This is a genomic window from Gluconobacter roseus NBRC 3990, assembly GCF_006538885.1.
GTDB lineage: Bacteria > Pseudomonadota > Alphaproteobacteria > Acetobacterales > Acetobacteraceae > Gluconobacter > Gluconobacter roseus.
This window is the reverse complement of record NZ_BJLY01000001.1, coordinates 151010-170474: the sequence shown is the minus strand read 5'-3', so window position 1 is coordinate 170474 and position 19465 is coordinate 151010. Positions and strand designations below refer to the sequence as shown.

Annotated in this window: 11 protein-coding genes; 5 read left to right on the top strand and 6 right to left on the bottom strand. The window is 60.2% G+C overall.

Features of this window, described 5'->3' with window-relative positions; genetic code table 11:
- Positions 1-247: 247 nt before the first annotated feature.
- The 4 genes from GRO01_RS00650 (at position 248) to GRO01_RS00635 (ending at position 5182) form a co-directional block, all read left to right on the top strand.
- Entirely contained in the window at positions 248-1582 is a 1335-nt protein-coding gene (locus tag GRO01_RS00650) for a cytochrome c (protein WP_062507935.1), read from the top strand.
- Positions 1583-1608: 26 nt separating this feature from the next.
- Positions 1609-2085 (top strand): (2Fe-2S)-binding protein, encoded by a 477-nt coding sequence (locus GRO01_RS00645; protein WP_062497722.1) that lies wholly within the window; start codon positions 1609-1611, stop codon positions 2083-2085.
- On the top strand, positions 2078-4393 hold the full coding sequence (locus GRO01_RS00640; protein WP_062507937.1) for a xanthine dehydrogenase family protein molybdopterin-binding subunit: 2316 nt from the start codon (positions 2078-2080) through the stop codon (positions 4391-4393). Before GRO01_RS00645 ends, GRO01_RS00640 begins: the two co-directional genes overlap by 8 nt.
- A 195-nt stretch (positions 4394-4588) precedes the next feature.
- Positions 4589-5182 carry a DUF4339 domain-containing protein gene (locus GRO01_RS00635; RefSeq protein ID WP_062508047.1) on the top strand — a complete coding sequence of 198 codons (594 nt, stop codon included), beginning with the start codon at positions 4589-4591 and terminating at the stop codon, positions 5180-5182.
- A gap of 4 nt (positions 5183-5186) precedes the next feature.
- On the opposite strand, the gene GRO01_RS00630 is transcribed toward GRO01_RS00635, so the two are convergent.
- Both GRO01_RS00630 and GRO01_RS00625 read right to left on the bottom strand, forming a co-directional pair.
- The gene (locus GRO01_RS00630; protein WP_174787377.1) at positions 5187-6227 is read right to left on the bottom strand and encodes a glycosyltransferase; all 1041 of its coding nucleotides are present in this window, start codon (positions 6225-6227) and stop codon (positions 5187-5189) included.
- A 40-nt stretch (positions 6228-6267) separates the two neighbouring features.
- Positions 6268-6807: a hypothetical protein gene (locus tag GRO01_RS00625; protein WP_062507939.1), complete on the bottom strand. Its 540-nt coding sequence runs from the start codon at positions 6805-6807 to the stop codon at positions 6268-6270.
- Positions 6808-6986: 179 nt separating this feature from the next.
- Here GRO01_RS00625 and GRO01_RS00620 point away from each other — a divergent pair, with 179 nt between their 5' ends.
- Positions 6987-9686, top strand: coding sequence for a M16 family metallopeptidase (locus tag GRO01_RS00620; RefSeq protein ID WP_062508051.1), 2700 nt, complete (start codon positions 6987-6989; stop codon positions 9684-9686).
- A gap of 150 nt (positions 9687-9836) precedes the next feature.
- Here the strand turns inward: GRO01_RS00620 and GRO01_RS00615 are convergent, their stop codons facing one another.
- From GRO01_RS00615 to rpsA, 4 genes are all read right to left on the bottom strand, one after another.
- On the bottom strand, positions 9837-10874 hold the full coding sequence (locus GRO01_RS00615) for a CgeB family protein (protein WP_231490111.1): 1038 nt from the start codon (positions 10872-10874) through the stop codon (positions 9837-9839).
- A 47-nt stretch (positions 10875-10921) separates the two neighbouring features.
- On the bottom strand, positions 10922-13912 hold the full coding sequence (locus GRO01_RS00610; RefSeq protein ID WP_062507941.1) for a glycosyltransferase: 2991 nt from the start codon (positions 13910-13912) through the stop codon (positions 10922-10924).
- A 24-nt stretch (positions 13913-13936) separates the two neighbouring features.
- Positions 13937-17284, bottom strand: a complete 3348-nt coding sequence (locus tag GRO01_RS00605; RefSeq protein ID WP_141306716.1) for a glycosyltransferase family protein — start codon at positions 17282-17284, stop codon at positions 13937-13939.
- Between the two features lie 227 nt (positions 17285-17511).
- Positions 17512-19224, bottom strand: coding sequence for a 30S ribosomal protein S1 (gene rpsA, locus GRO01_RS00600; RefSeq protein ID WP_141306714.1), 1713 nt, complete (start codon positions 19222-19224; stop codon positions 17512-17514).
- Between the last annotated feature and the right edge of the window lie 241 nt (positions 19225-19465).

Here is a 19465-nt window from a genome sequence, read left to right as displayed (position 1 = left end):
AATATCCCCTTCATAGCCACACAAAGTCCAGACCCTGAAATACTGCAATCCGGACCAGATATCACCCTAATTTACGCAGAGGCGTCCGGAAACCTGTGTTATTTTCATGACAACGACTGCATTTATTTCCGGAAACACACGGTTTTGAGATAACGCAATCTTTCCTTTCACGGCTCCGTGCACTAGGTTGCACGCAACAGCCACCTTTTGTGGCAAATGATTTCAAACCTGCCGGGACAGTATAAGCATGCTCAAACGGATAGCTGCCGCCGTCATTGGCCTTGGCGCAGTGGGAGGCATCGGCTTTCTTGCCTATGCTTGGTACCCCGCCATTGCCCCGATCCCGCGGCCAGCCGCATCGTCATTCTCCGCAGACGCCATCAGCCGTGGCGCCATTGTGGCGAATGGCGGCTACTGTGCGGAATGTCATACCCGCGTGGATGGCAAGCCCGGCCCCGAACTGGCCGGCGACTTCAAGATGGCCACCCCCTTCGGTGACATCTTCTCGTCCAACATCACGCCTGATGAAGAATGGGGAATCGGCAACTGGTCGCTGGCCGCGTTCAAACGCGCCATGAACAAGGGCATCGCCCGCGACGGCTCCCAACTCTATCCGGCCTTCCCGTTCGACCATTTTACGAAGGTCAGCGATCAGGACGTCTCGGACCTGTACGCCTATCTGATGACGCGCCCGGCCATCCACATGAAGCCGCGCGACAACACGGTCCCCTTCCCGATCAACATCCGCCTGATCGGACAGGGCTTCTGGAAGCTGCTGTTCTTCACCCCGGGCCGCTATCAGAACGACCCGAAGCATGACGCACAGTGGAACCGCGGCGCCTATCTCGCCGAGGGTAACGAACACTGTGGCGCATGCCATACGCCGCGTAACCTTCTCGGCGCCGAGAAGATGAGCAGCGTCTATGACGGTGCGGTCATCGACGGCTGGATTGCCCCGCCGCTGAACGAGCACAACCCGACGCCCGTCGTTTGGACTGAAGACGAACTGTTCCAGTATCTGCGCTTCGGCGTGGCCCCGCTGCACGGTTCCGCCGCAGGCCCGATGTCGCCCGTCCCGCACCGCTTCCTCTCCAAGATCCCCGAGGAAGACGTGCATGCGATCGCACATTATTATGCGGACGTGGACAAGGCCGCCCAGCGCAGTGCCGGCGATCAGGCCGCGATCTCCCGCGCCATGCAGATGTCCGGCCGTGACCTGACGGGTCCGCAGCCGCTCGACGAAGACGCACGCCTGTATCAGGGGGCCTGTGGCGCCTGCCATTACAATTCCGGCCCGAACCCCGTTCTGGGTCGCCCGGAACTGGCCCTGAACAACGCGCTGTGGCTGGATGAGCCGAACAACCTCTATCAGGTCATGCTGCACGGCATCACCGCGGAGGAAGGTCAGGACCACATCTCGATGCCGAGCTTCTATTCCGGCCTGTCCGATCATGACATGGCCCGCATCGCCGCGTATCTGCGTCGCACACGCACCACGCTGCCCCCCTGGACGGATCTGGAGAAGAAGGCTGCCAGCGCGCGCGCCACGCTCGAAGCTCCGCCCATCAACGCTTCGCACTGATCCGGGCAGGACTGGGAAAACAGGACATGACCACGAAATTTGAACTCAACGGACAGCCCGTTACGGTCGACGCCCCGGCAGACACCCCCCTGCTCTGGGTCATCCGTGACGACCTGAACCTGACCGGCACCAAGTTCGGCTGCGGCATCGGTGAATGCGGCGCCTGCACCGTCCATGTGGGCGGCCGCGCCACGCGCTCCTGCATCACACCGCTCTCCGCCGTCGAAGGTGCCTCGATCACCACGATCGAAGGCCTCGACCCGGAAGGCAACCACGTCGTGCAGGTCGCCTGGCGTGACCAGCAGGTGCCGCAGTGCGGCTACTGCCAGTCCGGTCAGATCATGCAGGCCGCAAGCCTCCTGAAGGACTATCCGAACCCGACGGACGACCAGATTGACGGCGTGATGGGTGGCAGCCTCTGCCGCTGCATGACCTATATCCGCATCCGCAAGGCCATCAAGGAAGCTGCCTCAAGGCAGCAGGAAGGCGCCAACAATGGCTAAAATCGAACAGATTGCGAAAAAGAGCGACGCCACGCGCCTCTCCCGCCGCAACTTCCTGATGACGGCGGCCGGCGCCGGGCTGATGTTCGGTTTCGCCCGCAAGGCCGGTGCCGCCACGACCCTGCCGTCTGCCATGCCGCCGGAAGCCGCGTTCGAGCCCAATATCTGGTGCGCCATCGCCCCGGACGGGTCGATCAACGTCAACATCGTCCGCGCCGAAATGGGCCAGCATGTCGGCACCGCCCTCGCCCGCATCATCGCGGACGAAATGGACGCCGACTGGGACAAGATCAAGATCACGCAGGTCGACACCGCCCCGAAATGGGCCGGCAAGTACGTCACCGGCGGGTCCTGGTCCGTCTGGGATACCTGGGACACGTTCCGTCAGGCCGGTGCGGCCGCCCGCAGCGTGATGCTGACCGAGGGCGCAAAGCTCCTCGGCACCACGCCGGAACGCTGCACGGTCAGTGAAAGCGTCGTCTCCGCTGGCGGCAAAAGCGTCTCCTTCGGTGACATCGTTGCCCGCGCCAAGCCGACCCAGACCTTCACACCCGAAGAGATGGCCAAGCTGCCGCTCAAGCCGACGACCAACCGCCGCCTGATCAGCAAGCAGGTCCCGGCCCTCGACATTCCGGACAAGACGACCGGCAAGGCCATTTACGGCATCGACGTCAAGCTCGACGGCATGGTCTATGGCCGTCCGAAAATGCCGCCGACCCGCTACGCCGCCAAAGTCATCTCCGTGGACGACAGCGCCGCGAAGAAGATCCCCGGCTATGTGCGTTACGTCGTGCTCGACGATCCCTCGGGCATCGTTCCGGGCTGGGTCGTGGCACTCGCCAAGACTTACCCCGCCGCGATCCGCGCCGCCGACGCCCTGAAGGTCCAGTGGACTCCCGGCCCGACGATTAACGTCTCCGAGGCGGACATCATCGAGCACGGCCGCAAGCTGGCCGCCGACCCGAAGAACGGCACCTGCGTCTTCAATGACAAGGGCGTGGACGAAGCCCTGACCATCCATCCCGGTCAGGTGTTCGAGCGCAGCTATACCTGTGCCTCGGTCGCGCATTACCAGCTCGAACCGGTGAACGCCGTGGCCCGTCACATCGACGGCATGTGGGAAATCCACACCGGCAACCAGTGGCAGTCCCTCATTCTGCCGCAGCTTGCCAAGGCGCTTCAGGTCCCTGAAGAGCAGGTCGTCATGCGCACCTACATGCTCGGCGGCGGCTTCGGACGGCGGCTGAACGGCGATTACTGCATCCCAGCGGCCCTCGCCTCCAAAGCCATCGGCGGCGCTCCGGTCAAGCTCGTCCTGACCCGCTCCGACGACATGGAGCTGGACTCCATCCGCTCGCCGTCTATCCAGACGATCAAGGTCGCGCTCGACAACGACCGCAAGAAGATCGTGGGCATGGACTATGTCGCGGTCGCCGGCTGGCCGACGCAGGTCATGGCGCCGGCTTTCCTCGCCACCGGCGAAGACGGCAAGAAATACGATCCGTTCGCCATCGCCGGCGCGGATCACTGGTACGAAACCGGCCCGACCCGCGTCCGCGCCATCAGCAACGATCTGGCCAATGCGACCTTCCGTCCCGGCTGGCTGCGCTCGGTCAGTGCCGGCTGGACGCCCTGGGCACTGGAATGCTTCCTCGACGAGCTGGCTCATTCCACCAAGCAGGACCCGCTGGCGTTCCGTCTGTCCATGTTCACGGCGCAGGGCCGTAACGCCGGTCAGGCTCCGAACTCCGTGGGCGGCGCCAAGCGTCAGGCTGCCGTGCTCCAGCGTCTGGCCGACAAGATCGGTTACGCCAACAAGCAGCTCCCGGCCGATACCGGCATCGGCATTGCCACCAGCTTCGGTCAGGAACGCGGCATGCCGACCTGGACGGCCGGTGCGGCGCAGATCCATGTCGATCGCAAGACGGGCGTCGTGACCTGCCAGAAGCTCTGGCTCGTCCTCGATGCCGGTACCATCGTCGATCCGGGCGGCGCACTCGCGCAGACCGAAGGTGCGGCACTGTGGGGCTTCAGCATGGCGCTGTTCGAGGGCACCGAGATCGTCAACGGCACGATCAAGGACCGCAACCTCAACACCTACACGCCGCTGCGCATCCCCGATGTGCCGGACATCGACATCGAGTTCATCCAGAACACCGAAAAGCCCACGGGCCTTGGTGAGCCGGGTGTCACGGTCGTCGCTCCCGCCATTGGCAACGCGATCTTCAATGCCGTGGGCATCCGCCTGCGTCACATGCCGATGCGTCCGGCCGATGTGCGCCGCGAGTTGCAGCAGCATAGAAGCTGATCCAGCCCGCACCTCATGAGAAAGGCCGCAGCCCCGAATGGAGCTGCGGCCTTTTTTCTTGTCTGTTCCAGACCCTGAACACGCAACACTGACAGGATGGGTCTTGCCAAAAACCCCAAAAGTCGTGAGAGACTGACCCGTTCAGCAGGCAGCAGAAGCCGGAACGACGATGCGCCGCCGGAAAAAGGACGAACTGTGAGCTGGTTTTACGAAGAACATGGTGCCCGCAAGGGGCCGGTCTCCGCGGATGGCATGAAAGCCCTCGTCACGGAAGGCATCATCGGCCATGCCACGCTGTGCTGGACCGAGAGCTTCGGCGGCGAGTGGCACCCGGCCGGAAGCTGCGTGTTCTGGCCACCCCAGCCCGAAGGCGTCCCCCCGGCACTGCCTGCCAGCCTGATCTCGAACCGCTGGCTCTGGCTCAGCCTGGTCGGCCCGTTCTTCGGCAGCACGGCCGTCGATATTCTCCTGAGCTTCGGCCTTATCCCCGACATCGCCAGCAACATCGCCTCCATGGTCGTGAGCGTCGCCATTTTCTACGGCGCCCTCATCATGGACCGCCGCAGCCTGCTGGCCGCAGGCTTCCGCCCCGGCACGATCCTGTGGATCCTTCTGCCGCCGCTCTATTTCTGGCGCCGCATCCAGATCGTGGGCCACGGCATGCTGCTCTTTTTCCTGTCGATTCTGGTCTTCCTCTGGGAGTTCGTCCCAAGCGTCACGAATGGCTGGCACATCATGCCGAGCGAAGGCCTCTCAAGCTACGTCTCCCGCCGCTACTACGAGCTGTAAAGGCTCAGCAGTACCGGCGATAGAACGCCTCGACCCGACGCGCCGCCGTCCCGATCCGGTAAGGCGACATGTCCCACTGGCGCGGCCCGGCCTCTTCCAGCCGCCGCAGCCCCGCCACCAGTGATGCCAGACAGCCCGGCGCCACCAGACATTCCGGCGCCTCCGCCAGAATATCCGTCACACCCCCCGCCGCCGTGGCACAGACCGGCAGCCCGGCCTCCATGGCTTCGAGCAGCACCAGCCCGAACGGCTCATGGCGGGACGGCACCACAAACGCATCCAGCGCCGCCAGCAGATCGGGCATATCCGTCCGGTACCCGGTGAAAAGGATCTCCGGACAGCCCTGCGCCGCACGCTCCAGCGCCGCACGTTCCGGACCATCCCCGATCAGCACAAGCCGCGTCCCCGGCCGCAGCCCCGCCTGCTTCCAGGCCTGAATCAACAGCCCGAAGTTCTTTTCCTCAACCATCCGCCCCGCCGCGCCGATCACGACGCCACCGTCCGGAATGTTCCACTCCCGCCGCATCCGCTCGCGCAAGGCGGCACGATGCTCGACCGTCGAACACGGCGGTACGGTCCAGTTCGGAATGAGGGTACAGCTTTCACGCTGCCGCTCCGGCAATGCCTCACGCTGCCAGGACGCAATACAGACAAGCCCGTCATGCGTGCCATAGCTGCGACCGCGATACCCAGTATGCAGCGTCGCCACCACAGGCACCGACCCCGCAAGCCCTGCTCGCCGCAGCCAGCTCGCCCGCGCTGAAGCCCGCCCCAGATGCGTGTGGACGATGTCATGCCGTCCACTGCGCAGCTCGGACGCCAGAGCCGACAGATACCCGCCTGCCCCCGCCCGCACGATCTTCACATCGGGACACAGAAACCCGCTGATATCCCCGCCCGTCAGCGGATCAGCCGTCCTGCGGTTGAGCAGCAATGTGACGTCATGATCCCGCGCCTGAATGGCCGACAGCTCCGCGAGATGACGCTCCGTCCCCGCAAATTCCCGAGTAGAGAGGCAGTGCAGAATTCTCAGTCGGGAAGTCACGCGCTTATTCCTTCACAGGCGTGTCGAGAGAACGGGACTGTCAGGTGTTGTTGAGCCGGCCTCCGGCGCCCCAGACGCCTTCGATGATCGGGCCTCCGCGGGTGGACATGCGCCGATAGGGCGGACGCGGCTGACACGCCACGAGATAGAGCCCAACCGTGAACAGAACCTGCGAAATCGTGGTCAGCTGCGTCACGAGCCAGACGATGCCCGGCGCGCCCATGCCCCGGAAGAACTGGTAGAGCAGAAACGCCAGCGATAGCAGCCGCATGGCCCGCAGCAGCGGCCGCAGCGGATTGAGCATCCCCGGCCGCACCAGCGGCGCCGAACGCTTCATGCCAAGAAAGAACGCCAGACTGATGCACCAGATCAGCGTACTGTCGATCATGTTGCCCAGCGTCGCCCCGAACAGCAGCATCGGCAGCACGAGCGACAGCCCGTCCAGCATCAGCGCCCCGAGCTGACAGCTCAGACCAAGATGAAGCGCCGTCAGACGTTCAGGAAGCCGGTCCGCCAGCGGCTGGAACAGCCGGTCGATCAGCCAGTCATCAACCCGGGCAATGCGTTCAGATAAAGTCATCGCCCGCAGTTTAGCCAGCGCCCCGCCCCTCTGCACATAATTTTTTCTTCATCCAACGGTCAGATACACCCGCCCCAACCCGCGCTAGACATGCTGGACAGGGGCCGGAACAACCGGTTTACTCCTTTGTGAAATTTATGTTTCCCCTGCACGTTTCCCCGCTGGAAAGTCCTGAACATATGTCCGCACTCTCCCGTCTGTCCCGCCTGTCACTGCTGGCCGCCTCCATGCTGGCGCCGCCGGTGCTCGCGGGCGCCCATGCCGCACCCGCCGTCGCACCCGCGACCAGTGCGGCCCCGGCAACGGTGACGCGGGCCACGCTCTCCAACGGCCTGCGGGTCATCGTGGTGCGCGACACCCTCGCCCCGGTCGTGCAGACCATGCTGAACTACGAGACCGGCTCCGTGAACGCGCCCAAGGGCTTCCCCGGCACGGCCCATGCGCTTGAGCACATGATGTTCAACGGCTCGCAGACCCTCTCGCGTGACCAGCTCTCCACCATCAGCGCGCAGCTCGGCAATAACGACAACGCCGACACCACATCCGACGTCACGCAGTATTACTTCAAGGCCCCCGCCAGCGACCTCGACGTTCTGCTGCGCATCGAGGCCGGACGTATGCGCGGCCTGAACATCACCGAAGCCGAATGGGCGCATGAGAAAGGCGCGATCGAACAGGAAGTCTCCCGCGACCTCTCCAGCCCCATCTACCGCTACCTCTCGCAGATCCGCGCCGCCCTCTATGCCGGCACGCCCTACGAACAGGACGCCCTCGGCACCCGCCCGTCCTTCGACGCCACGACCGCGCCCCTGCTGAGGAAGTTCTATGAGTCCTGGTATGCGCCCAACAACGCCGTGCTGGTCATCACCGGCGACGTGGACCCGCAGGACACGCTGAAGAAAGTCGAAGCCGCTTTCGGCAGCATCCCGGCCTCCACCCTGCCCGAGCGCGGCACCGTCTCCCCCACCCCGGCCAAGGCCCAGAGCATCGCGCTCGACACCGACCTGCCGATCGGGCTCGTGACCATGGCCTGGCGGATGCCCGGCCAGCGCGACCCCGACTACGCCGCAACCACCCTGCTCGCCGACGCCATCAGCAGCCAGCGCGCCGCCCTGTTCGACCTCGTCCCTTCCGGCAAGGCGCTCGATACCGGCTTCATGTATGACCCCGAGGCGCAGGCCGGTCTGGGCATCGTCTATGCCGGCTTCCCCAAGGGTGCCAACCCGGACGCCCTGCGGACCAGTGTCGCCTCCATCATGGAGAATTTCCGCACCCACGGCATCCCGGCCGAGCTGATCGAAGCCGCCCGCCGCAAGGAAATCGCCTCGCTCGAATTCAACGCCAACAGCATTTCCGGCCTCGCCGAAAGCTGGTCGCAGGCCGTCGCCATCCAGCACCTGAACGACCCGCAGGACATGCTGGCTGCCTTCTGCAACGTGACCAAGGAACAGGTTGACGCGCTGGCCAAGAAGCTGCTCGACCCCGCCCACGCCATTACCGCCACCCTGACGCCAAGCCCCTCGGGCAAACCGGTCGGCCAGAAAGGCTTCGGCGGCGCGGAATCCTTCAACACGCCGCCTTCGGGCAAGGTCGCCCTGCCGGACTGGGCACAACAGGCCCTCGCCCGCCTGACCATCCCGGCCGCAGCCCCGCTTCCGGCCGCCTATACGCTGCCAAACGGCCTGCATCTTCTGGTCCAGCCCGAACATGTCAGCCACACGGTCGAACTGATCGGCCGCATCCGCCAGAACGCGGACCTCGAACAGCCTGCCGGTCAGGAAGGCGTGGCGGACGTGACCGAGCAGATGTTCCTCTACGGCAGCAAAACGCATGACCGTCTGGCCCTCGCCCGCGCCCTCGACGACATCTCGGCGGACGAAGACGCCGGACCCTCCTTCTCGCTGAGCACCCTGACACCGAACTTCGAGAAGGGCCTCGCCCTGCTGGCCGATCACGAGCTGAACCCGGCCTTCCCGGAAAAAGCCTTCCGCATCACCCAGATGCAGGCTGCACAGGCGCAGGCTGGTGAACTCCAGTCGCCGGGCTACCGCTTCGGCCGCGCCGCCCGCAAGGCGCTGGTCCCGCCGCAGGATCCCACCCTGCGTGAAGCCACCCCCGCCACGATCGGCAAGCTCACGCTTGCGGATGTGCAGGCCTATTACGCCCACGCCTACCGTCCGGACCTGACCACCATCGTCATCGTCGGCGACATCACCCCCGAAGCCGCAAAGGCCGAGGTGGAGAAGGCATTCGGCGGCTGGAAAGCCACAGGCCCCAAACCCGCCGTTGACCTGCCCACCGTCCCGCTGAGCCGCACCTCGCAGGCCGTCGTGGCCGATCCGGGCCGCTCGCAGGATGAGGTCAAGCTCGTCGAGACCATCGGTATGAAAGTGACCGACCCCGACCGCCACGCCCTTGCCGTCGGCAACACGATCCTCGGGGACGGCTTCTCCTCGCGCCTGATGCAGGACCTGCGCGTGAAGACGGGCTATGTCTATGGCGCCGGAAGCGGCTTCTCCTATTCCCGCACCCGCAGCGGCTTCGGCATCACTTTCGGCGCCGATCCGGACAAGGTCGGCAAGGCCCGCGCCCTCGCCGTCAAGGACGTCGAGGACATGCGCAACGCCCCCGTCTCGCAGGAGAGCCTCGATCTCGCCAAGGCCTCGCTGCTGCGCAGCCAGCCCATGTCCCGCGCCAGCTTCAGCGCCTTGGCTGGAAGCTACCTGTCCCTGATCGCGCTGGACCTGCCGCTGGACAGCCCGGCCAAAGCAGCACAGGCAATCTACGACATGAAGCCCGAACAGGTGCAGGCCGCCTTCCGCAAATGGGTCCGCCCCACCGATCTCGCCCAGATCGTCATGGGCCCCCAGCCAAACTGACCTGACCCTGAACAACACGAAAAAGGCCGCGGAGCATTCCGCGGCCTTTTTTTATGCCCAACACCTGAACCCCGGACACAAAAAAAGCCGGAGACACGCTCCGGCTTTTCTCAGGTTCAGGCAGGAAAGAGCGTCAGGTCAGACCGACCCTCAGCCAATCAGCCCCTCATCCTTGAGTACACGCAGCGCATACTGGATGCGATGCTTGTACAGATGCTCAGCCTGCGTCCGCGCCTGCGCCTTGCGCGCCATCTTCACACGCAGTTCGTTGTTATCGAGATAGGTCTTCACCAGCCGCTCGAAATCAACACGGTTGGAAAACACCGGGATCTCATCCGCGGAATAATAGCGGCGGATTTCATGCGTATCCTCGTGGAACACCTGAAACGCCCCGGCCAGAGCCGCCTCGAACGTGCGCGGTCCCGGCGTGGACGGCGCAATGATGAAGCGCTTGTTCTCAAAGCTCAGCGAACGACCAAGGTTCAGAACCAGCTTGGACCGGCGATACAGCTCCACAAGCTGGGACTTCTCGATCCGCGCATCGGAGAACCCGATCCCCAGCTCACCCCAGCCCGGCCCGACGATCTTGATGTTCAGATCCCGCAGAACAGGAAGCAGGTTACGGACGATGTCCTTGCGGTTCGTAAACGCCACGCCGCAGAACAGGACATCGATCGTCTTTTCGGAATCCGCTTCGATTTCGCCGTAATGCAGCTTCGGGCTGGCTGCCAGCGGCAGATGGAAGACCCGCTCACGCTGATAGAAATTATGCCCCCAGCGGTCACAGGAGAAGATCACATCGAAATCATCGGCGATGCGGTAGTTCGCATCCTGCTCATAGGGATCTTCCGTCGCCCAGAACACCGTCACCGCGCCGATCTTCTTCGCCTCGCGGCAGACCTCGCCGAAATACGTGCTTTCCGGAAGATACGAGCCGATCGCAAACACGATCGTCGGCTTCAGGATCCGGATGGAACTGGCCGCGGCCGAGATATGCACGGCCGTGACATTATCCTCGCCAAAACAGTCCGCCCAGCCATCCATGATGGACTCGCGGATCTGCGCATTGGCCTGGCTTTCATACCGGCCCCCGCTGCAGACAAGAACACGCCCGCTCAGGGCGCTTTCCGTCCCGGCATCCGCATGCGTCTGTGTGGATTCCACGATCGCTTCATTCACTGCGTCCATAGCCTTGCTCTCCCCAAACCTTCCTGAACCGGATCTCTCCGGTCATCTCATGCAATGCAGCTCTGAACAATGTCGGACAGCGCCTGCCGGAACCGGACCGGAGAACAGTCCCGCTCGACAGCCGCCAGCGCACCCTGTCTCAGCTTCTCCCACAGCGCCCCGTCCTGATAAAGCCGGACCACCGCTGCCGCGAACGCTTCCGCATCATTCGCCGGCGCAGCAAGCAGTTCTTCCCCATCCGTCCAGCCCACCTCGTCGCAAAGCAGCGTCGTCACCACCTGCGGCAACCCATAAGACGCGGCCTCATGAACCTTGAACGGAATCCCCCCCGCAAACCGCGTCGGCGCCACAAACACCCGATGCCGGTCAAACAGCTCCCGGGGATCCCCCACAGGCCCCACGATCTTTACCCGGTCACTTGTCGAGAACACCGTCATATCCACCTTGGGATCCACAAACCCCGCAATGGTAAAATGGACATCCGCAGGCAAAACCCCGTCCAGAATCGGCAGCACACTGTCTACGAACCAGACAAGACTGTCGTGATTTGGGGCACCCTCATCATGGATAGCCCCAAAGAAGAGAATGTTGTGTCGATCTTCAAATGCGGCAGGTGTCGGCTGTGGGGAGAGCTCGTGCCCCAGGACAGAGACATTTTCATAACCTGCATGACGCACAAGATCGGCATCGTGAGATGTCACCGTAATGATCTGCTGGCAAAACCTTGCACTCTCCAGTTCCTGCTGAAGCATTTCATCGAAACTGCTGTCGGGTTCATCGAGACCAAGAACGCGGATACGTTCCATCGTGCGCGGTGTGGCTATCACTTCCGTATCAAGAACCGGACCATCCAATGGAAGATAACGGCTCGACTCATTAAGCAACGGAAGGAGACGTGCCATATTGTGCGTGCGGCCAATCCAGACCAGATCGTAATACCCAACCCGTTCCTGGATAAAGTCGGCAAAACCGGACAGATCCTGATTGACGATCAGTTCCACCGTTTCGGGAAAGTCCCCGAACAGATCAAGAGCCGTCTGTTCTCTGGGGAGAACAGGAAAGACCGTGACCTGATACCCCAATGCCGCCATCTCCCGGATGATATCATTGGAGCGAACATAACCTGATCCCAAGCGACGTAAAGGAAGACGATCCTCAATGAAGAGGACGCGCTTGCGCTGGCTGATTCGATGTTCCCGGCCCAGGATGGCATTACGGATATGAGCGGGCTGCTGATGACGCAGGAAATCGTGTTGCAACCGGGCAAAGGTTTTCAAATTACCGCGGATCAGCGCATGCGATCCGGCTGCCCCGGAACTTCCAAACTCGAGATGCTCAATGACGACGCCTGGATCATAGATGACACGCATTCCCGTTTTGAGAATACGGACACACAGATCCGCATCTTCAAAATAGGCTGGCATGTAACGAGAATCATATCCTCCAAGACGGCGAAGCAGCGCCGTACGCACCATGAGAAACGCTGCAGAACAATAATCAACGTCCCTGACAAAATTGGCATTTGTCAGATTTGGATCGCTTTCACGAAGATAACCGTAAGTCGACCCATCACGCCAGATAATGGAACCGGCTTCCTGAAGCCGCATATTGGTTCGTATCAGCTTGCCACCAACGGCTCCGATATCAGCTTCAAAACGCAGTCGTTTCAGTGCGTGAACAATAGCATTCGGATAAAGACGGATATCATTATTCAGATGAAGAACAAATGGAGCTTCCGCTTTTTCCAGCGCAAGATTACAACCCTGAAGATAGCCGATGTTATATCGATATCGCAGGATGGTGGCACCGCACACCATCTGCCCGATATGACGGGTCTGGTCGTGGGAGCCTGAATCCACGAGTATAAGCTGGATAGAACCGGCATAATTGGCGCGCAGTGAGGCCAAAGCCTGCGCTGTCAGGGCCACCCGGTCATAGACGACCATGAGAACGCTGATTTCAGGAATACCATGCACGGTAAAATCCAGCGGATGCCGGATCAATGACGGCAAAATAGCGTCAGCTTCACGCTCGAACAGAAGCTTGGACTGTTCTTCTGGAAGTTCGGAAACACCTGAAAGGGCTGCCATCCTCCCTTCACCAAGCCCTGTCTGGCCAGCGACCAGATGGGCGAATGCACTGTCATAAAGACGGTTACGGACATCATTGCGGACCTGTGCCTGCGCCATATGGGCGGCCAGATCTACATCTTCTTTCGGAGAGCGTCCTTCATAGGCTCCATGATGCACAAAATGATCATAACCGTTACGGAAATATCCATGTTCCAGCGAAGGCACCATATCCGGATGGGCCTGTTTGTAGAACTCTTCGGAAAAAAATTCCTGGGGGTCGAAAAGACGCGGCGTTTCGTTCGTAAGATAGTGGTGCAATGCGCTTGAATAATGGCCTGCGGCAATTTCCTGACGAACTTCTGGATATCGTGTCAGATACCACACCGGATCAAAATACCAGGAAACCCGTCCCGCATCTGCAACGTGCGATGGCAGACCAAGCCATGACCCAAAAAGACCAATCCGGCTGTCAAAATGATCGGGAAATGTAAGCGCGAGTTCACGGCAGAGTTCATCATCAAAGAAATAATGACCACGGTAATAGTGGCTTTCTCCAATTTCCAGATAATGATCATAACCATTCCGGAACCCGTTTTCTCTCAGAAAACGTTGGGAAAGTTCCGGATAACGTCGACGATAACCGGGCTCGTCAAAAAGCCAGTGTGGAGAGTGGGTCTTATATCCGGTCGCTATATAATGTGCGAAGCCTGAAGCCCATTCTTCCCGGATCAGGCCCTGACGCACGTCCTTATGTGCGTCACGATACCACATCTCATCAAAATAACGGTTTGGAGAATGACCGTAACACTGCCCTGTCTGCAGGTAGAACGAATACGGGTCTTCTTGCCCCTGCTCCCGCATCCAGTCCCGAACCTCGGGATACCGCAGCAGATACCATTGTGCGTCAAACCGGGACCAGCGAGGTTCCCGGATTTCCAATACCGGGGCTGAAGCACTTTCGGACATCAGGGCAAGCCTCCTGCTCGCAGGTCAGGAAACAATCTTTTCTGCAAGAAGGCGCTCGGCACGTTCCACATTTGACGGCTGAACGTCGATACGATCCACAGAAAGAATTGCCCCATTGTCAAAGGTGACGACAATATCGGTCATTCTCGACCCAAAGACATCTCCGACGACATTTACGAGTATGAAGCGATAGAGACCATCCAGCGGACGAGCATAACCTTCACGTGGCATAAACACACCGCTGAATCCGACACAGAGAGGTGCATCCCGATGCACCTTACCAACGTCGGCACGCGTTATCCTTTGTGTTGCAAAAAATATGATCTCGTCCCGGCTTTCCGAGACCAGACCACCGTAAATCTGCCCCGAACGGGCGAGGTTACGGAAGAACATCCAGCCTTGGACAATGAGCGAACCATCTGGTTCCAGCGCAGGAGGAGGATTCCCAAGCAGTCCGCTAAAATCGTCGATATAATAATCTAGGGCTCCACCCGCATAGGGATGCATCTGGTGCTTACCCACACCTGAAAGCTTTATGCCGCGCATAAGGCCGTCACTATGAGAAACCCGGCGAAAGTCGGACAGAATCAGGTCATTGGATGGAGCAGAACGGATAATATCACGTATCTGTCCTCCTTCAACCTCAATCTGCAAAGGCGTCAGCTGGAACGCTCCTTGCCCGTTAATGACGTTAATCAGGCCAATTCTGAAACGTCCTTCACACCATTTACCCCGCAAAGCGACCTTGCCTGAAAATCCGGCGCGACGCGGCGCATTGCCGAAAAATTCGGCAATATCGGCCCGGATTTCGCGCTGACATTCAAGAAAGATCATCGCACTGTCAGAGTCTTCACCAAGTAGAACCGTGAATATCTGGCCAGCTGAACTAACGCCAGGAATAATCATCCATCCACGAATATGAAACTCGGGAGCGCCCTGGAACGGCTTTTCTTCAAGATCGGAAAAGACATGATGACAGATATCATCAATGTAACATTCTCCACCCTGCACCGAAAACCAATCCAGAACAGGAACAGGCATTTCTATGGACAGGTCACGTGCTGTCGGCGGATCAAAAATATGACGTGGTGGAGCCTGGTGACGCCATGATACATGAGGAAGTAGATGAACCTGGCCTGCATCCAGACGGAGTTCCGAAACACCCATTTCACGGCGGGGCGCCGTGTCGTGATAGAGCGCCAGAAGCTCGTCCGCGTAGTCGCGAGCATGGGTCCAGAGTGCGGGCGTGATGTTCTGCATGATCTGGCGACGCAGGGGCTCAGATGAACGCAGCAGTTCCAGACGCTCAAGCACCATGCTGGGCCGGCTGATAGGCACCTTGAAGCCGTTAACCCCGTCCTCAACACGATCTCCCAAAGCTCCCACATCCGTTACGACCGGGACCAAACCGTTCTGCCAAGCTTCTGAAAGGGAAATGCAGTAGGTCTCGGGCCAGATCGACAGGTTCAGCGCAACATCAGCGACTTTCAACGCTTCGATATCACCCATTTCATACCGGCCATAAATCTTGACGTTCGGACGGGGAACCGAGGTCAGGACGGCTTCATATTCTGGATGCACATAACCGAAGATGTGGAAAACGAAATGGTCCGGATGGGCAATATCGATCAGGTTAAGGATCGTATCGGCACCCTTGGTTCGTAGGAAGTTCCCGACGATTGCAACGCCAAGAGGGCGATCCCCAAGAGGCTCATAAGGCTTCATCAGAACAGGAACGGTGTTGTCAGGGCTTGGGATACCCATGACAAGACTACGTTTGGTATCAAGAACCGGATAGATCTCGTGCGTCAGGTTCCGTGAATGATCTGTTCCAAACAGGATGGCGTCAACGGAATGGAGCATCTTGGCCACGAAGGCACGGCGGGTCTGCTCGCCTCCATGCTCGACATTTTCCGATGCCTTAAGTGTAATGTCCGCAGCGAGAACAGAACGAATCTCGTCTTCAACGTAGCGCAATTCGTGATTGAGAAGATTGTACCGGGCAGACAGCAGCCAGAAATCATGGGCCGAAAAAATTACTCCTGTACCGTTCGCCTTCGCGATGATCGGCAACGACAGGGCATGATGTCCAAGATGCTGGAAGTGAACGATATCGATGTTGTACTGGCTGAGGACGCTGGAAAACGCCATCTCTTCTGGTGAATCGCATAGAGCGTCCTGCCAGCCCACTTCTGGCACATCGAAACGCTCGAGTTCATGTCCATTGGCTGTCGTCAGACGGCAGAAATTTCCACGACGCAACCAGTAGAAATATTCGACATCGCGCGACAGGAGTGTGCAGAGCCCTTGCTGATAGACCTCAACGCCCCCCCATGCCTGCTCATGAATCGTGGAATGCGTACACATCAGCACACGCAGACGGCGACGACGCTGCAGGGGAGCAGGGCGCTGGGTTCGACGCCCGAAATCAGCTCCAGTGATTTCACGCATCTTCTCAAGACGATGCTCATAAAGATGTTGCGATACAACTGATTTCTGCGCAGCCAAAGCCGCATTGCGACGCGCGCCCTTTTCCTTGAGCAGACGTGCAATGGCATCCACAACTTGATTGGCATCGCGAGCTAAGGCAATGCCGTTCACGGTCTCGAAATACTCGGCGCTCATGCTTTCCGGAGCTTCCACGACTTGGGCAGCGCCTGCCAAGGCTAGTTCAAAGAATCGCGGACCGGGAGCTGTGGCCTGACTAACATCACCGTGACTAGCATAGTCGCGGAACATGGTCAGAGTGACGGCGCTGACATTCGCAAAATCAATGAAAGCCTCGTGGCTGATCGGGCGTTGGATCGCCAGCGCCGCGAGATCAGCCGGCAGCGGGGGGAGAAATTCGTTTGTTGGGCAGACAAGCTTGAGCCGGGCATCCGGGAATGCGGCAATAACCTTACGCAGTGTATGCACCCGGTTGGGCCACATCGTACCGGCAAAGAAAATATCATATTCAAGTTCCGCTGCAGGCAGAACGGGCCGCTCGTGAATCGATGGGCTCGCGGCTAGCGGGAGATAGTGTCCTTTACCCTGGTAATGCTCTGCACAGGATGGATCGTTCGTGAAAACATAGTCGAAAAGCCCAGCATTCTCGACATTGAAGTCCCGCATGAAAGGATCTTCGAAGGTCCAGAGGATCATGGTGCTGAATGCAGGCCGGATACGACGGATCAGTGGCAGGTTGATACGCTGGGCATCCAGGCAGATCAGGACGTCATGCTCGCCGGAAGCTGCAATACTTGCCAGACTCATATTGTCCGCAATGACGACCTGCTCTTTGCCAAACAGCGTTTGAGCTGCCCTCTGTACGGCAAGAGTCAGATAGGAATTGGGATTGTGGGTATAGTTCGTATTATAAATGACCGCCATCAATCTCCTGGGCGCGGACGCCCACTCCCATTTCTTACTGGACCGCCGTTTTTTAGGACACCAGCCGGTCGATGGTGTTGATATACCCCATCTTTTGTAGCTGATACCTTAAAAGATCAAAAGCCCATCGCAAAAGATTAACGCCAAACTAAAAAAGGGCCGCCGAAGCGACCCTTTCATATCCGACCGGAAGAGGAAAACCTCTCCCGATTCACCAGAGCGGAAGCTCAGGCGTCCGTGTTACGGCGACGGATGGCGGCACCCAGGATATCACCCAGGGATGCGCCCGAGTCAGAAGAGCCGTACTCGTTGATGGCCTGCTTGTCTTCCTCGACCTCACGGCCGCGGATCGTCAGGGCCAGCTTGCGGGACGCGCGGTCAACGGAGACGACCTTGGCGTCAACCTTTTCACCGACTGCGAAACGCTCCGGACGCTGCTCGGCCTTGTCACGGGCCAGCTCGGCGCGACGGATGAAGCCGGTCAGAACGTCGTCGACCTTCACTTCGATGCCGTTGCTCTGAACAGCCGTCACGACGCAGGTGACAACAGCACCCTTCTGGACGCGGGACAGGGTGTCAGCTGCCGGATCTTCCTGAAGCTGCTTGATGCCCAGGGAGATACGCTCCTTCTCGGGATCCACGTCGAGAACCTTGGCCTTGACAACCTGGCCCTTCTCGTAGTGCGACATGGCGGTTTCGCCCGGCTCGTCCCAGGACAGGTCGGACATGTGAACCATGCCGTCGATGTCTGCGGAAAGACCAACGAACAGACCGAATTCGGTGATGTTGCGGATCTCGCCTTCGATGATCGAACCGACCTTGTGCTCTTCCTCGAACTGCTCCCACGGGTTACGCTGAACCTGCTTGAGGCCGAGGGAGATGCGGCGCTTGGCGCTGTCCACATCCAGAACCATGACGTCGACTTCCTGCGAAGTGGCGACGATCTTGCCCGGATGGACGTTCTTCTTCGTCCAGGACATCTCGGAAACGTGCACCAGACCTTCGACGCCCGGCTCCAGCTCCACGAATGCACCGTAGTCGGTGATGTTCATGACGCGGCCCGTGAAGCGCGCACCAGCCGGATACTTGATAGCGACGTTTTCCCACGGATCAGCTTCAAGCTGCTTCATGCCGAGGGAGATACGCTGCGTGTCCGGGTTGAAGCGGATGACCTGCACGCGAACCGGCTGACCGATCTGCAGGGCTTCGGACGGGTGGTTGATGCGCTTCCAGGCGATGTCGGTGACATGCAGGAGGCCATCAACGCCGCCGAGGTCAACGAACGCACCGTAATCGGTGATGTTCTTGACGACGCCGTCGAGGATCATGCCTTCCTTCAGGCCCTGGGTCAGCTCGGAGCGCTGTTCCGCACGGGTCTCTTCGAGAACGGCACGACGCGAGACAACGATGTTGCCACGGGCGCGGTCCATCTTCAGGATCTGGAACGGCTGCGGCTGGCCCATCAGCGGTCCGACGTCACGAACCGGACGGATGTCGACCTGGCTGCCCGGAAGGAACGCCATGGCGCCGCCGAGATCAACCGTGAAGCCGCCCTTGACGCGACCATAGATCGTGCCGTTGACGCGCTGGTTGTTGGCGAATGCACGCTCCAGGGCGGTCCATGCCTCTTCGCGGCGAGCCTTCTCGCGCGACAGGACGATGGAGCCGTCACGGTCTTCGTAACGCTCGACATAAAGCTCGACGACATCGCCCGGCTTCACGTCCGGAGCAACGCCGGCCGGACCGAATTCCTTGAGGGACACGCGGCCTTCGCTCTTGAGGCCGACATCGACGATTGCGAATTCGTCGGTCAGGCGGACAACGCGGCCGGTGACGACGGAGCCGTCAAAGCCGGTGTCACGGCCCAGGGTCTCTTCCAGAAGGGCTGCGAAATCTTCGGTGCCGTGATTGGCCGTGGGGGTCTGAGTGGCTGAAGCCATGTAGATACTATATTCCCGGATGTCCGTTCCTTGGCGGAGCGGATATCCACGTCTGCGCCAGATCCATGACGGACCGGACGTCTCCCCGCTGCCGCTGAACGGTCAGATCGGGTTGTTGGCTGTTGGACCGCCTGCCAGACGCAGGACGAACCACACCCTGCCCCTTGCGGGCCGGGTGATACGGTGCACCAACACCCTGCGAGGGCGCGGTGTCAATAAAAAAAGCCGTTTTTGGGGCGCT